This window comes from Bacillus sp. FSL K6-1338 (assembly GCF_038006965.1).
GTDB classification, from domain to species: Bacteria; Bacillota; Bacilli; order Bacillales; family Bacillaceae_G; genus Bacillus_A; species Bacillus_A thuringiensis_S.
The window spans coordinates 4245210-4259942 of sequence record NZ_JBBOWI010000001.1; the positions used below are offsets into that span (position 1 = coordinate 4245210).

Genomic DNA, 14733 nt, shown 5'->3' on the forward strand with positions numbered 1-14733 from the left:
TATTAGTTAAACTAATCATTCTTACTCTTTCAAAGAATAAATCTCTAATTTTCTTTTACATCAACAAAAAATTTTCCGTTTTGAAAACTACAGTATAAAATTTGTGTCACATCGTTATAACCTAAGTTTTTTAATTTCTCAATAAGCCATTCATCTGTATGTTCAATCATTTGTAAATGACTAGATTGAATTTCTCCATCAATAATAAGAGGAAGAGTAAACTGCAATACATCCTGTTTATTTTTTTGTTTTTGAAAGACAGATAACTTCCCAGACGGTTCCAAAATAGCATATTCTACATCCCGAATATCTCCAACTCCTTGCTCCCTTAATTGCATCATTAAATCATCTATATTATAACGTTGCTTTCTCATCTTCTTTTCATCAATCTTCCCCGCGTTTACAAGAATAGCCGGCTCACCTTCTATTAAATGCCGAAAGCGTTGATACTTTAGGGAAATGACTGACAAAATAATTTGGATGCACATAAGAAAAGTCATCGGAATTAATTGATGCCAAAGTGATTTATCGGTATTTTCAATTGCTACTACAGCCATTTCTCCAAGCATAATAAATACGACTAAATCTAATACACTTAGCTCTCCTATCTCACGTTTACCCATAAGACGAAAAATAATTAAGATGATGGTATACAAAAGCATTGTCCGTCCAATTATTGATATCCATTCCATTTCTACATCTCCTTTTTTACGTATAGACTCCCCTATAAAAAAGAAACTAGTCTAACTTAGACAAAAGGAAAATATGCTTGTATTAAAAAGGGGGAATGTATAAATGGATGGAACGAAAAAATTATCCACTGCAATCGGATTCGGTATTACTACACTATTAATTCTCGCATCTCTTACTAGCATGATTATGGCTCTTTTATTAAAGTTTACGAATATAAACGAAGGGACATTAGCCGTTACTATTTTTATACTCGCTCTTTTATCTATGCTTATGTCTGGTTTTATTGCTGGCAACAAAGCACAGGGGAAAGGGTGGCTGGTAGGTCTCACAACAGGTCTCACGTTCACTATACTCGTTTTTCTAGTTAACTATTTAGGCTTTTCTCAAACTTTATCGAACTCACAATTACTTTATCAATTAGCATTAATGGGGGCGAGTACACTCGGTGGTATTTTCGGTGTAAATATGTCAAAGCAAAGTAACTAAAAAAGGCCCTGCACATTTCATGCAGGGCCTTCCACATTAGTTTTTCACAACTTCACGAATCGCATTGCGATCGAAAGTTAAGTGTGAACCACCAGATTTAATAACAATTTTCGTGTCATCTACTGATTCGATTGTACCGTGTAAGCCACCAATTGTTATGATAGCATCACCTTTTGCTAATTCGTTTTGCATTTGAGCAACTGCTTTTTGACGCTTTTGTTGCGGGCGAATTAATAAGAAATAGAAAATCGCAAACATCGCAACAATCATAACGATATTCATCATACCTGCATTCATCTTTTGTTCCTCCTTTTAAATTATGTATTAGAAGTTTTTAGCATTCGGTTTATTAAAGCCATACTGTTCAAAGAATTCTTCGCGGAAATCGCCAAGACGGTCTTCACGAATAGCTTGTCTCACCTGCTCCATTAAGTTTAACAGAAAATGAAGGTTGTGATAAGACGTTAAACGAATTCCGAACGTTTCATCACATTTCATTAAGTGACGAATGTACGCACGAGAGTAATTTTTACATGTATAGCAATCACAATTTGGATCAAGCGGACCGAAGTCTCTTGCAAATTTCGCATTTTTTACAACTAGACGACCTTCACTTGTCATACATGTACCATTTCGAGCGATACGAGTTGGAAGTACGCAGTCAAACATATCAATACCACGAATTGCACCATCGATTAATGAGTCAGGAGAACCTACTCCCATTAAGTAACGTGGCTTATTATCTGGAAGAAGTGGTGTTGTAAACTCAAGTACACGGTTCATAATATCTTTCGGCTCACCTACAGATAAACCACCTACAGCGTAACCAGGGAAGTCCATTGAAACAAGGTCTTTTGCACTTTGACGACGAAGCTCTTCGTACTCCCCGCCCTGTACAATACCGAATAAACCTTGATCTTGTGGACGTTCATGCGCTTTTAAGCAACGTTCTGCCCAACGGCTTGTACGTTCTACAGACTTCTTCATATATTCAAAAGTAGCTGGGAATGGTGGACACTCATCAAATGCCATCATAATATCTGAACCTAATGCATTTTGAATTTCCATCGCTTTTTCTGGTGATAAGAATAATTTATCTCCATTTAAGTGGTTACGGAAGTGAACGCCTTCCTCTTCAATACGACGGAAGTCACTTAAACTGAATACTTGGAAACCACCAGAGTCTGTTAAGATTGCACGATCCCAGTTCATAAATTTATGCAAGCCGCCTGCTTCACGAATAATTTCATGACCTGGACGTAGCCATAAATGATACGTATTACTTAAAATAATGCCAGAATCCATTGCTTTTAATTCTTCTGGTGACATTGTCTTAACTGTCGCAAGTGTACCAACTGGCATAAATGTTGGTGTATCAAATGAACCGTGCGGTGTATGCACACGACCTAAACGGGCACCCGTTTGTTTACATGTCTTAATAAATTCATAACGAATTGCTGTCATAACTTACTCCTTTTATTTGTTTCTCATTTTAGCGTGAGATGCAACGAACATTGCATCACCGAAGCTAAAGAAACGATATTTTTCTTTTACTGCTTCATTGTAAGCATGAAGTACATTATCTCTATTTGCAAATGCACTTACAAGCATGATTAATGTTGATTTCGGCAAGTGGAAGTTTGTAATTAAACCATCAATTGCTTTAAATTCATATCCCGGATACATGAAAATATCTGTCCATCCAGAAGCGGCGCAAAGCTTACCGTTATGATCTGTTGCAATTGTTTCTAACGTACGAGTTGATGTCGTACCTACAGTAATAATACGTCCACCATTCTCTTTTACACGATTTAATAATGCCGCTGTCTCTTCAGACATATGGTAATATTCTGCGTGCATATGGTGTTCTTCAATCGTATCTGCAGAAACTGGTCTAAATGTTCCAAGTCCTACGTGAAGTGTAATGAATGCTAACTGAACGCCTTTTTGCTTTAACTTCTCAAGTAACTCTTCTGTAAAGTGAAGTCCCGCAGTCGGCGCTGCTGCTGAACCAACTTCTTTCGCATATACTGTTTGATAGCGATCGCGATCTTCTAGCGCCTCTTTAATATATGGAGGAAGTGGCATTTCCCCAAGTTCATCTAAAATTTCATAGAAGATGCCGTCATATGAAAATTCAAGCTGACGTCCACCTTGATCTGCAGTTCCTGTGCAAGTTGCTTTTAATTTTCCTTCGCCAAAAGAGATAACAGTTCCTTCTTTTACACGTTTCGCTGGCTTTACAAGCGTTTCCCACTTATCGCCCTCTTCTTGTTTTAAAAGAAGTACTTCAATGTGTGCGCCTGTATCTTCTTTCACACCATGCAAACGAGCAGGCATAACTTTCGTTTCATTTAAAACTAAACAATCCCCCTCATGTAAGTAGGAAAGAATGTCCGTAAAATGTTTATGCTCAATATCACCTGTTTCACGGTCTAACACCATTAATCTTGATGTTTCACGATCTTCTAACGGGACTTGTGCAATAAGTTCTTCTGGTAAATGAAAATCAAACAGATTTATATCCATAGCTATATCCACCTATTTCTTATTTGAATCGATTTATTATATACATAATAAAAGATAATACAATACTTAACACAATACATGTAATGATAGGAAAATAAAAGGTAACGTTTCCTTTTTTAACAAAAATATCGCCTGGAAGCCTTCCAATGAACTTCCAAGCTAATCCAACAACAATGAGTAAGATCCCCGCTGTAATAAGCAGCTTTGGCATCTCCGTCATACTTTTGGTATCTCCATTCCGAAATGTTCATACGCAAGCGGCGTTACAATTCGGCCCCTTGGCGTTCTTTGTAAAAAGCCAATTTGTAATAAATACGGCTCATACACATCTTCAATCGTATGAGATTCTTCTCCAATTGTTGCTGAAACCGTTTCTAATCCAACTGGACCACCACGGAATTTCTCAATAATACCAAGCAGTAATTTATGATCAATATGATCTAAACCTAATTTATCTACTTGCAGTAGCTCTAATGCCATTTGTGTAATTTCCATCGTAACCGTTCCGTTACCACGAACTTGCGCGAAATCACGTACACGTCTTAAAAGACGATTTGCAATACGAGGTGTACCACGAGCACGCCTTGCAATTTCTAGTGCAGCTAACGAATCAATTTCAACTTCGAATACTTCTGCTGTACGTTCAACAATCGCAGAAAGCTGATCTACTGTGTAATACTCTAACCTTGAAAGTACACCGAATCGGTCACGAAGCGGCGCTGATAATGCTCCGGCGCGTGTCGTTGCTCCAACTAATGTAAATGGCGGTAAATCTAGGCGTACAGAACGTGCTGAAGGCCCTTTTCCAATTACGATATCAAGGCAAAAGTCTTCCATTGCAGGATACAATACTTCTTCAATTGATCTATGCAAACGATGAATTTCATCAATAAATAATACATCTCCTGGCTGAAGCGCTGTTAATACAGCAGCTAAATCTCCTGGTCTTTCAATTGCCGGACCTGAAGTTGTTCTAACATTAACGCCCATTTCATTAGCAATAATATTCGCAAGCGTCGTTTTACCAAGACCTGGTGGTCCATATAAAAGCACATGATCTAACGTTTCTTCACGCATTTTCGCCGCTTCAATAAATACTTCTAAATTATGTTTCGCTTTATCTTGGCCAATATACTGACGGAGCGTCTGTGGCCGTAATGAATATTCTAAATCCGAATCTTCATATGCAGATTCCCCTGAAAGGAGACGTTCGTCCATTATACTCACCTCTTACCATTTAGTAAAAGACTAAGTGCCTTTTTAATATACTGATCCGTCGTTAATGATTCTTTTAATAACTCTGGTACAACGCGAGAAACTTCGCGTTCTGCGTATCCAAGTGCGCGCAGAGCTTCCAGTGCCTCATCAAGCTCAGCTGATGTACCTTTCTTCTCATCAAAACGTTCTGTGTCTGAGAATAAATCAACAAATGCATCTGGTACGACATCTGCTAGTTTTCCTTTTAAATCTAAAATCATTTGGCGTGCTGTTTTCTTTCCGACGCCTGGGAATTTCACTAAAAACTTCTCATCTTCATGCTCAATCGCTTGAACGACCTGTCCTGTTTGACCAGAAGCTAAAATTGCAAGAGCGCCTTTTGGCCCAATGCCAGACACGCCTAACAACTTTGTAAATAATAAACGCTCTTCACGTGTTTTAAACCCGTAAAGTGCCATAATATCTTCTCTCACATAATGATATGTATAGACACGGATTTCTTGCTTACTTCTTTGAAATACATACGGATTCGGTGTGAAAATTTGATAACCAATTCCATTATGATCAATTACGACATATTCCGGCCCTACATACTCCACGTAACCTGTAACATATTCAAACAAAATACGATCTCTCCCTCTTAAATCATGTATTCCATTTTAACATATTTAATGATAGAAAAGCGAGACTGCCCCAACAAATGTTCTCCACTTGAAACTTCTGTTATTTTCCATTGACAGAAAGGTTAAAGCACCTTAATATACAGAGGTCGATAATGATTATCAATACTAATTAAAGGGGTTACATCAGGATGAAACGTAAGCTATTTATTTTATTTACTATTATGCTTGTTGTTCTTTCTATCGTTGGCTGCTCTTCTCAAAAAGAAGAATCGAAAGCAAAAGAACAACCGAAAACAAAAGTTGTAAAACATGCTAAAGGTGAAGCAACAATTCCAGTAAATCCAAAGAGAATTGTTGACTTATCTGGATCAACAGAAGAACTATTACTTCTTGGACACAAACCTGTTGGTACAGCAAATACATATAAAGATAAAATCCAAAATCACTTAACAGATAAGTTAGATGGAGTAAAAGCAGTAGGTTGGTACTGGGCACCTAAAGTTGATTTAGAAGCTGTTACTGCTTTAAAACCAGACTTAATTATTTTAAACAACCGTCAATTAAAAATTTATGATCAACTAGAAAAGGTTGCACCTACAGTTGTTCTAGAAACAAACTTAGAAGACTGGCGTGGTAAATTTAAAGAAGTAGGTAAGCTATTTGGCGAAGAGAAGAAAGCAGACAAATGGATTGCAGACTACGATAAGAAAGCAGACTCTTTATCTAAAAAAATTAAAGAGAAAACAAAAGATGAGAACTTTATGTTCGTTGCAGTTACACCACAAAACTTCCGCGTATACGGCAGCTTCGGATACGGTGACATCATCTTTAATGACTTAAAACTTCCAGCAACAAAAGGTACAGATTTAAAACAAACAATGGCGCAAGTATCGCTAGAAGGTCTTGTTGCATTCCAACCTGATCAAATGTTTATTGTAAACTTTGGCGGCGAAGCTGATAAAGTTTACGAAGACTACAAAAACAGTGCCGTTTGGAAAGACAATAAAGCTGTGAAAAACAATCATGTATATGAAGTATCAAACGAAATCTTCAATACGAAAGCATTCAATCCAATCGGAAAAGATATGCTAATCGATGAAATCGCAAAAGAAATTTTAGCTAAGAATAAGTAAGAAAAAGCAGCTCACCATGAGCTGCTTTTTTTCTTATTTTGCACTGCGTATTGCTTCATTTTTTCAATCGTTCTCACAAAACCTTCTTTTGATTTAATCCGAATACCACGCTTCAATTTCGCACGCTCATAACTCTCAAGCTTTTTCATATCAATTTGGAAGAAGGAGTGAATCGCATTATCACTTTTCGGTACACCTTTGAAAATTTGTAATATCCCTTCCTCTGACACGCCAAAATAACCGCTCGTTTTCAATAACGGAGAAATATCATCAACTTTCTTTTGCAATACAATTTGTACATCATCACGATCAACGAGCTGCCATTCTTTATACTGCTGTAAAAACTTTTCTAAATCCACCACTTTTTCTGTAAGTATTTCCTCACTTACTTCTCCATCAACATACATACGCTCTAATAAAATTGTAACTTCGGGTTCTTTTTTCGTTACTTCTGGTACTGGCCCTTCCGCCTTCACATTCGTTTCATAAACGAAACAAAACATCATAACGAAAGCTTGCACCGCAATCAGTATCCATTTCATTTCCGTTCACCTCTTCTAGGCAAAATCAAACTTTCATTAGTAGTTTTTCCGGAAATGGGGGTTTTATCCATATTACATTTCTTTCGAAAAAATAAAAAATGCAGATAGGCATTTACCTCATCTGCATGTATCATTTACTTTTATATAAAATGAAAGACGCCTGCAAAGCAGGCGTCTTGATGCGTTTACGGCGAGAGACCAGGCGACCACATTCGCGTGTTTAGCACTTAAGCATATCTCTCGTCTTACGTAAATTAGCTCATCGCTTTGTTAATATAACATTAATAAAGTATAAGTGCAACATGTTTATAAAAATATCTTATTTCCTGTTTCATCCAAATTATTTTATGTAAATTACAAACTGATAATTGTAATATATATTACAATAGATATAAAAGCGAAATCATAATAAGTAGGGGATGAATATTGTGAAAAAATAAAGGATGAACGTCTCATTCTTCAAACATTAAAAAACATACGTATGGCCTTTCTTTTTCAATACATTGGGGTAGTTGGGATTTTAGGCTATATCGGATCCACTGAAGGAATTGATCAAATTACGAAATCTCCATTATGGCTATTATTTATGCTTACGAGTATTTTACTTGCTTATTTACAGTTAAGTGTTTCAATCGATGTAGAAGAAGGCGAAAAGGAAATAAAATTACCCCCTTATTACAAGCTTGTTTTACGCTCTCTTCTTATTGGAATTATTATTACTATTATTTATCTCATTTTCAGTCCTGAAAGACCTCTATTTGAAGCTATTCTAACAGGTAGTGTTTTCCTCATATGCTTTTTAGTTTCTTACTCCGTTAGTTATTTTATTAAAAAACGTCGTTTACAAGACAACGATGAATGAAGAGGAAGGGCTATCCCTTCCTCTTTTGTTTTGCTATCGCATAGTACCAGTTAAACCGTAACGAATGTCTCGGAACATATTTCCTATATCACGATTAAAATCGTTTGTAATTGTACCGTTACGTAGGCGTGTGCTCATTGCATCGACACGAGTAAACATATCATTTCTTACAGAAACATAGACATTTCTGTTTCCAACTTCATTTACAACAGCTTGACGAATTTCGTTCGCCATCGCCGTTTCATTTGTCACTGTATTACGCGGTTTTACCGCAATCGCCACATCGTTTCCATATACAACTGTAGACACACGGTCCACGTTATTCATACGTTTCACACGATTTGTAATTTTTTCTGCTGTTTTACCATCATTGTTAATGTATGAATTGTTCATTGTAATATTACGTGTTGGATGTGGATTAGCAATTTGACCGCTGTAATTTACATCTCGGTAATAATTGTTATATCCTGTATCGTTACGACCATTTCTATATGTTACATAATCTGTATAGCGATCATTACGCGTTACATTATCACGATACTGGTGTGTATCATTATAAGATGTACGCTCGTAATTGTAGTTACGTCCATCCATTGCATTGTTATCTTTTGGTGTACCACATGCAGCTAATGCACTGGTAACTAACAAAGAAGCAGCAATCACTTTTACTTTCGTATTCAATACAAAAACCCCCTCTGTTAGAATGAGCTTCTCTTCTGAAAAGCTCCCTCTTATGATGAGTAACAGAGAGGGTTTTTACACTGTTAATATTTCACTGGGAATTTTCTAGCACTTCATAAAAACCCTTCATTTCCTTAATTAACACGCATGCAAAAAAGGCGGAAATACTCCCGCCTTTTTAAACTTCTTCTTCGTCCTCTTCTTCTGAAATGGGCTCTCCAAATACATTTGGTGGATCTGGTTGATAATACATCGTTCCTGGCTGTGGTGCATATGCAGATTGAGTTGGTTGATAATATAAAGGATTCGCATATTGCGGACCGCCTGGTTGTGGACTATATAGTCTACTTTCTCCTCCGCATCCACAATCTTCCTCACCCTGCACAAGCGGCGGCATATTATTATCCATTGGCATCATATTCGTGTTTGGCATAGACGTATATTGCGGTCCAAACGGCGCCCCTTGCTGATATGGCATTTGATATGGGTTTGGTTGTTGATAATATGGATTCGGCGGCATCATAGGCTGTTGATACGGCATTTGATATGGCATCATATTCGGTGGTTGATTGTTATCCATAATTGGCATCATATTCGGCATTTGATTGTTATCCATGATTGGCATCATATTCGGCATTTGATTGTTATCCATGATTGGCATCATATTCGACATTTGATTATTATCCATAATTGGCATCATATTCGGCATTTGATTGTTATCCATGATTGGCATTATATTCGGCATTTGATTATTATCCATAATTGGCATCATATTCGGCATTTGATTGTTATCCATAATTGGCATCATATTCGGTGGTTGGTTGTTATCCATAATTGGCATCATATTTGGTGGTTGGTTGTTATCCATAATTGGCATTATATTTGGCATTTGATTATTATCCATAATTGGCATCATATTCGGCATTTGATTATTATCCATAATTGGCATCATATTCGGTGGTTGGTTGTTATCCATAATTGGCATCATATTCGGTGGTTGGTTGTTATCCATAATTGGCATTATATTTGGCATTTGAATATTTGGCGGTATGACTTGTGGAATAACTACATTTTCTTTCGATACATTTGGTGATACTATATTCCCTACGTTTTCTTTCTTCACTTGTGGTGACACTATATTCCCTACATTCTCTTTCTTCACTTGCGGCGATATTATATTCCCTACATTCTCTTTCTTCACTTGTGGTGACACTATATTCCCTACATTCTCTTTCTTCACTTGCGGCGATATTATATTCCCTACATTCTCTTTCTTCACTTGTGGTGACACTATATTCCCTACATTTTCTTTTTTCACTTGCGGTGACACTATATTCCCTACATTTTCTTTCTTCACTTGCGGTGATATTATATTCCCTACATTTTCTTTTTTCACTTGCGGCGATATTATATTCCCTACATTCTCTTTCTTCACTTGCGGCGATACTATATTGTTTTTTTTCGTTTGCGGAGAAATGATATTGTTAGGTTTCATTTTACTAATTTGAGGAGCAATTAACTCGCTTCCTTTTTTTATTACATCTGAAATTTTATATTCTTTTTTGGGTTTTATTGGTGGTTGTGGCGGCTGCGGTAATACATTTACCGAAAACTTCGTGTTTTCTTTTTCCGCCGGTTTTTGTTTTTCTATCACAGGTGGTTTTTGAATAACAGACGGTTTTTCAACTGGTTTTTCTTTTTGAATTGGCTGTTCTTTTTGCATCTCTTTTTGCGGCTTTACCTGCATCTCCTTCTGTGGTTTCACCTGTACTTCTTTTTGCGGCTTTACTTGCATCTCCTTCTGCGGTTTTACTTGCACTTCTTTTTGTGTTTGTTGCATAGCTGGCTGCTGTGTAATTGGTGCTGATTGATACGTAACTTCTTCTTCATCTTCTATTCCAAGCGGAGTTGGTGTTGCTGCAAATTCTTTTTGCTGCACTTCTTTTACGTATTGCTTTGGAGGCGCTGAGCCTGCTCCAGCCTGTTGTTTCATATGAACACTCTTTGATGGCACTTTAATTTTCATACCTGGCATGATTAGATCAGGATTACTAAGTTGTGTATTTGTTTGTTTCAGCGTATCAAAATCCACTCCGTACTTTTTCGCAATTTTCCAAAGGGTATCCCCTTTTTGCACGATATGAATTTTCAAATTTTCCCCCTCCTGTATAACTTATCTATAAGTAACAAATCTCATGAAGTAACTCTTTCTAAATAACGTTAACTTCTTTTCACTTTCATCACTTCTTCGATTTTCAATATCATTTGAAGTGGAATAAGCATAAAAAAATCGCAATGATTTCTTCACAACAATGTATGCCCATTTCGTTCTCGTTATGATTATGTGCATGAAAAAAAGCAACGGGAATACCGTTGCTTTACACACGCTCTAACATACGATTTAATGCAAGAACCGCTTCTGCCGTTACTTGTTTATCTACACTAATAACATTAATTTCTTCTCCTCTTTCTATCGTTTCAAGTGCCCATAATAAGTGAGGCAGATCAATTCGGTTCATCGTTAAACATGGACACATAAATGGATTAAGCGAAACAATTTCTTTATCTGGATGTTGCTGAATAATTCGATTCACTAAATTCATTTCTGTACCAATCGCCCATTTGCTACCAGATGGCGCTGATTCAATCATATCAATAATATATTTCGTTGACCCTGCATAATCTGAAGCAGCTACAACTTCATAGCAACATTCTGGATGTACAATAATATTCATATCCGGATGATTTTTTCGTACATTCTCTATGTTTTTCACTGTAAAGTTTTGATGAACTGAACAATGACCTTTCCATAAAATCACTTGAATTTCTTCTATATCTCCATCGTACTCTAAAGAATCAGTATGCGGATCCCATACTGCCATTTTATCTAACGGGATACCTAAGTCGTACGCTGTATTTCTTCCTAAATGTTGATCCGGTAAAAAGACGAGACGTTCTTTTTGAGTAAACGCCCAAGATACCATTTGCTTTGCATTAGAAGAAGTTACTGTTGCTCCTCCGTTACGACCACAAAACGCTTTAATTGCAGCTGTAGAGTTCACATACGTTAACGGAATCATCGTATCTCCAAATAATTTCGTGAGCTCTTTCCACGCTCTTTCTGTTTGTTCAATATCTGCCATATCTGCCATCGAACATCCTGCACGCATATCTGGCAAAATAACGATTTGATCATCTGTCGTTAACATATCTGCTGTTTCCGCCATAAAGTGCACCCCGCAAAACACAATATACTTTGCGTCTTTATTGCTCGCTGCAACTTGCGCAAGCTGAAGTGAATCCCCTGCTGCATCTGAAAATTGTACCACTTCATCTTTTTGGTAATGATGTCCTGGAATGAATAACATTTTTCCCATTTTTTCTTTAATTTCATGAACACGCTTTTCCATATCTTCTTTTGACATCTTGTGATAACGCTCCGGTAACATCGTTTCAATTGGTTGCACTTTTTCTAAAATACTCATATTCCTTTCTCCCCCCTCTAAGCCACTTTCCTTATCCTTCAATATTGAAACTAATATCAAGTGCTTTCACTGAATGTGTTAACGCTCCAAGTGAAATATAATCTACCCCTGTTTTTCCGTATTTCGATAAATCTTCAATTGTAATGCCTCCTGATGCTTCCGTAACGATGGCACTTGGTACAATCTTTGAAAACTCTCTAATCTCATCTGGCGTACGGTTATCAAACATAATAATATCCGCACCAGCCGCTACAGCCTCTCTCACTTGCTCCTCCGTTTCTGTTTCCACTTCTACTTTCACCATATGTCCTAATTTTTCTTTCAGCGATGTAACAGCTTTCGTAATAGAACCCGCAAAGGCAATATGATTGTCTTTGATCATGACACCATCATATAAACCGAAACGGTGATTAAATCCTCCTCCGCACACGACTGCATACTTATCAAACATACGTAGCCCCGGCATTGTTTTTCGCGTATCACAAATACGTGTATGGCTGCTATCTAAAGCAAGAACCGCTTTACGCGTCATCGTCGCTATTCCGCTCATACGCTGGATAACATTTAATATAACGCGCTCTGCTGTTAATAACGATGCAATTGGACCTTGCACAGTTGCAATGATTTCGCCTTTTTCTACAAGATCCCCATCTTTTTTATGAAGCTCTACTTCAATTCTCTCATCTATTAATTTAAATCCCGATTCAATTACTAAACGTCCTGCAAAGACCCCTGTATCCTTCGAAAGAAACGTTCCTTTTGAAAGCAAGTTATCTGGAAAAATAAGCTGAGATGTTACATCTCTTTCTCCTATATCTTCTAAAAAAAATCGATTTAATGCTTCTTTCACTTTTATCGTGTTCATAAAGCCCCTCTTCCCCTCATCACACAAGTTGTAGTTTTCTCTTTACTCGAACAATCTCTTTCTTTCCTACATTTCTATCTGGATAATCACTCCGGTAATGCCCACCAATACTTTCTTCTCTTTGCAGAGCTGACACAACTATAAGCTCACAAACCGTTAACATATTAATAAGTGTTATCTCTTCATTCGTAAGAACATCATGTTGTAATATCATATTTCGAACACCGTACTTACTAAGCCATCTCTTCGCATAAGATAAACTTTGCTCTGTTCGCACAATCCCAACATATTTCATCATGCATTTTTGTATTTCTTCTTTCGTCGGTAAATGATTCAGAACGATAAACTTCGCTTCCTTTTCGGCTAGCATGCTCACCTTTTCTTTTGTCTCTCTAGATAAAATGTGTCGTCCGATTCTTTTTCCAAACACAAGACCTTCTAATAATGAATTACTCGCTAATCTATTTGCACCATGAACCCCATTACAAGCTACTTCACCGACTGCGTATAGGTTCGGAATAGACGTCTCTCCATCACAGTTCGTTTTCACGCCGCCCATGTGAAAATGAGTACCGGGCACGACTGGAATAAGTTTTTTATTTATATCGACTCCATTTGTTTTACATATCGATGACACGGTCGGAAAGCGTTGTTCAAAGTTTTGAATCATTTCGATGTTTAAGTACACTTTTTCACCCACAAGTAGCTGTTCATGAATAGCCCTTGCGACTACATCACGAGGCGCTAGATCCTGTTCGGAATGTATATCCATCATAAAACGCTGCCCTTTTCCATTTATAAGAACAGCTCCTTCTCCGCGAACAGCTTCGGACACGAGGCCGGAACAACGCCCACCCGCGTATAACATCGTCGGATGAAATTGTATAAACTCTAAATCTACAAGCTCTCCGCCTGCACGGTACACCATTGCAAGTCCATCGCCTGTAATTGTCTCATCATTAGAAGTAAAGGCGTATAAACCGCCAATACCGCCTGAAGCTAACACCGTATAATCTGCATTGTAACGTTTCAGTTCTCCTTTATTGTTACGAGTTAAAGCCCCAACACATTTATCTTTTTCTATAATAAAATCGAGCACCATTTCCTGTTCCACTACCGTAACGTATGGAGCTACTTCTTGAATAAGATGCTCTAATAAATTCTTTCCTGTTGCATCGCCACCTGCATGTAAAATACGACGTTTTCGATGCGCTCCTTCTTTTCCAAGATGAGGACCTGTTTCATCTCCATCAAATTTCATTCCTCTTTCAATAAGGTTATTAATTTCTTTCGGCCCTTCCTCGACTAAATAACGGACCACTTCTTCATTATTATAATGACACCCTGCTACTAACGTATCTTCAAAATGATCATTAGGATTGTCATATGTAGCTACCGCTGCGGCAATTCCACCTTGAGCTAAATGTGTATTATTATTACGTTTCGTCTCCTTTGTGATAATAATCACATTCTTTTCGTGACAAATCTCTTTTGCAACACGAAGTGCCGCAACGCCACTTCCAATAATTAAGACATCTGCACTTGGCATAATTGTTGCCTCCTACTTTACACTTTTCAACTGTCTTGACACCTATATTTACATAGTTTTAAAATAA

16 protein-coding genes and 1 pseudogene are annotated in these 14733 nt (G+C 37.3%); 3 read left to right on the forward strand and 14 right to left on the reverse strand.

Going from position 1 to position 14733, the window contains the following annotated elements; genetic code table 11:
• Positions 1-44 precede the first annotated feature (44 nt).
• Complete coding sequence (locus NZ044_RS21745) at positions 45-692, reverse strand: DUF421 domain-containing protein (RefSeq protein ID WP_000454822.1); 648 nt, start codon at positions 690-692, stop codon at positions 45-47.
• Positions 693-795: 103 nt separating this feature from the next.
• Between NZ044_RS21745 and NZ044_RS21750 the strand changes: the two genes are divergently transcribed.
• Positions 796-1179 (forward strand): TIGR04086 family membrane protein, encoded by a 384-nt coding sequence (locus NZ044_RS21750; RefSeq protein WP_000349145.1) that lies wholly within the window; start codon positions 796-798, stop codon positions 1177-1179.
• A gap of 36 nt (positions 1180-1215) precedes the next feature.
• On the opposite strand, the gene yajC is transcribed toward NZ044_RS21750, so the two are convergent.
• The 6 genes from yajC to ruvA are packed head-to-tail and all read right to left on the reverse strand — an operon-like array spanning position 1216 to position 5549.
• Positions 1216-1476, reverse strand: coding sequence for a preprotein translocase subunit YajC (gene yajC / locus NZ044_RS21755; protein WP_000991113.1), 261 nt, complete (start codon positions 1474-1476; stop codon positions 1216-1218).
• Between the two features lie 27 nt (positions 1477-1503).
• Positions 1504-2643: a tRNA guanosine(34) transglycosylase Tgt gene (gene tgt / locus NZ044_RS21760; protein WP_000125365.1), complete on the reverse strand. Its 1140-nt coding sequence runs from the start codon at positions 2641-2643 to the stop codon at positions 1504-1506.
• Positions 2644-2655: 12 nt separating this feature from the next.
• Positions 2656-3708, reverse strand: a complete 1053-nt coding sequence (gene queA / locus NZ044_RS21765; protein ID WP_340949987.1) for a tRNA preQ1(34) S-adenosylmethionine ribosyltransferase-isomerase QueA — start codon at positions 3706-3708, stop codon at positions 2656-2658.
• Between the two features lie 19 nt (positions 3709-3727).
• Positions 3728-3928 carry a DUF2905 domain-containing protein gene (locus NZ044_RS21770; RefSeq protein ID WP_000138162.1) on the reverse strand — a complete coding sequence of 67 codons (201 nt, stop codon included), beginning with the start codon at positions 3926-3928 and terminating at the stop codon, positions 3728-3730.
• Entirely contained in the window at positions 3925-4926 is a 1002-nt protein-coding gene (gene ruvB, locus NZ044_RS21775; protein ID WP_000344464.1) for a Holliday junction branch migration DNA helicase RuvB, read from the reverse strand. Before ruvB ends, NZ044_RS21770 begins: the two co-directional genes overlap by 4 nt.
• 5 nt (positions 4927-4931) lie before the next feature.
• The gene (gene ruvA / locus NZ044_RS21780) at positions 4932-5549 is read right to left on the reverse strand and encodes a Holliday junction DNA helicase RuvA (RefSeq protein WP_000464512.1); all 618 of its coding nucleotides are present in this window, start codon (positions 5547-5549) and stop codon (positions 4932-4934) included.
• Between the two features lie 188 nt (positions 5550-5737).
• On the opposite strand from ruvA, the gene NZ044_RS21785 reads away from it, so the two are divergent.
• Positions 5738-6682 carry an iron-hydroxamate ABC transporter substrate-binding protein gene (locus NZ044_RS21785; protein ID WP_000823610.1) on the forward strand — a complete coding sequence of 315 codons (945 nt, stop codon included), beginning with the start codon at positions 5738-5740 and terminating at the stop codon, positions 6680-6682.
• An 11-nt stretch (positions 6683-6693) separates the two neighbouring features.
• On the opposite strand, the gene NZ044_RS21790 is transcribed toward NZ044_RS21785, so the two are convergent.
• Positions 6694-7224 carry a BofC C-terminal domain-containing protein gene (locus tag NZ044_RS21790; protein ID WP_000871202.1) on the reverse strand — a complete coding sequence of 177 codons (531 nt, stop codon included), beginning with the start codon at positions 7222-7224 and terminating at the stop codon, positions 6694-6696.
• 481 nt (positions 7225-7705) lie between these two features.
• Between NZ044_RS21790 and NZ044_RS21795 the strand changes: the two genes are divergently transcribed.
• The gene (locus NZ044_RS21795) at positions 7706-8086 is read left to right on the forward strand and encodes a hypothetical protein (protein ID WP_000874883.1); all 381 of its coding nucleotides are present in this window, start codon (positions 7706-7708) and stop codon (positions 8084-8086) included.
• A 33-nt stretch (positions 8087-8119) separates the two neighbouring features.
• Here the strand turns inward: NZ044_RS21795 and NZ044_RS21800 are convergent, their stop codons facing one another.
• The 6 genes and pseudogenes from NZ044_RS21800 to nadB all read right to left on the reverse strand — a co-directional run bounded on the left by NZ044_RS21800 (position 8120) and on the right by nadB (position 14666).
• Entirely contained in the window at positions 8120-8767 is a 648-nt protein-coding gene (locus NZ044_RS21800; protein WP_098505648.1) for a YhcN/YlaJ family sporulation lipoprotein, read from the reverse strand.
• A gap of 1995 nt (positions 8768-10762) precedes the next feature.
• Positions 10763-10919, reverse strand: a pseudogene (gene safA, locus NZ044_RS30880) (SafA/ExsA family spore coat assembly protein); the annotation flags it as partial.
• 21 nt (positions 10920-10940) lie between these two features.
• Positions 10941-11117 (reverse strand): hypothetical protein, encoded by a 177-nt coding sequence (locus NZ044_RS21810; protein ID WP_153578016.1) that lies wholly within the window; start codon positions 11115-11117, stop codon positions 10941-10943.
• A 28-nt stretch (positions 11118-11145) separates the two neighbouring features.
• On the reverse strand, positions 11146-12252 hold the full coding sequence (gene nadA / locus NZ044_RS21815) for a quinolinate synthase NadA (protein ID WP_000025283.1): 1107 nt from the start codon (positions 12250-12252) through the stop codon (positions 11146-11148).
• A gap of 31 nt (positions 12253-12283) precedes the next feature.
• Positions 12284-13117, reverse strand: coding sequence for a carboxylating nicotinate-nucleotide diphosphorylase (gene nadC / locus NZ044_RS21820; protein WP_001092241.1), 834 nt, complete (start codon positions 13115-13117; stop codon positions 12284-12286).
• A gap of 19 nt (positions 13118-13136) precedes the next feature.
• Positions 13137-14666, reverse strand: a complete 1530-nt coding sequence (nadB, locus tag NZ044_RS21825; protein WP_001138543.1) for an L-aspartate oxidase — start codon at positions 14664-14666, stop codon at positions 13137-13139.
• Positions 14667-14733 lie beyond the last annotated feature (67 nt).

Excerpts from the sequence above, each read along its gene's own strand:
- yajC (WP_000991113.1), bottom strand. The coding sequence starts at position 1,476 with ATGAATGCAGGTATGATGAATATCGTTATGATTGTTGCGATGTTTGCG.
- NZ044_RS21745 (WP_000454822.1), bottom strand. The coding sequence starts at position 692 with ATGGAATGGATATCAATAATTGGACGGACAATGCTTTTGTATACCATC.
- NZ044_RS21770 (WP_000138162.1), bottom strand. The coding sequence starts at position 3,928 with ATGACGGAGATGCCAAAGCTGCTTATTACAGCGGGGATCTTACTCATT.
- nadB (WP_001138543.1), bottom strand. The coding sequence starts at position 14,666 with ATGCCAAGTGCAGATGTCTTAATTATTGGAAGTGGCGTTGCGGCACTT.
- NZ044_RS21790 (WP_000871202.1), bottom strand. The coding sequence starts at position 7,224 with ATGAAATGGATACTGATTGCGGTGCAAGCTTTCGTTATGATGTTTTGT.
- NZ044_RS21810 (WP_153578016.1), bottom strand. The coding sequence starts at position 11,117 with ATGCACATAATCATAACGAGAACGAAATGGGCATACATTGTTGTGAAG.
- NZ044_RS21785 (WP_000823610.1), top strand. The coding sequence starts at position 5,738 with ATGAAACGTAAGCTATTTATTTTATTTACTATTATGCTTGTTGTTCTT.
- ruvB (WP_000344464.1), bottom strand. The coding sequence starts at position 4,926 with ATGGACGAACGTCTCCTTTCAGGGGAATCTGCATATGAAGATTCGGAT.
- nadC (WP_001092241.1), bottom strand. The coding sequence starts at position 13,117 with ATGAACACGATAAAAGTGAAAGAAGCATTAAATCGATTTTTTTTAGAA.
- NZ044_RS21795 (WP_000874883.1), top strand. The coding sequence starts at position 7,706 with ATGGCCTTTCTTTTTCAATACATTGGGGTAGTTGGGATTTTAGGCTAT.
- tgt (WP_000125365.1), bottom strand. The coding sequence starts at position 2,643 with ATGACAGCAATTCGTTATGAATTTATTAAGACATGTAAACAAACGGGT.
- queA (WP_340949987.1), bottom strand. The coding sequence starts at position 3,708 with ATGGATATAAATCTGTTTGATTTTCATTTACCAGAAGAACTTATTGCA.
- nadA (WP_000025283.1), bottom strand. The coding sequence starts at position 12,252 with ATGAGTATTTTAGAAAAAGTGCAACCAATTGAAACGATGTTACCGGAG.
- NZ044_RS21750 (WP_000349145.1), top strand. The coding sequence starts at position 796 with ATGGATGGAACGAAAAAATTATCCACTGCAATCGGATTCGGTATTACT.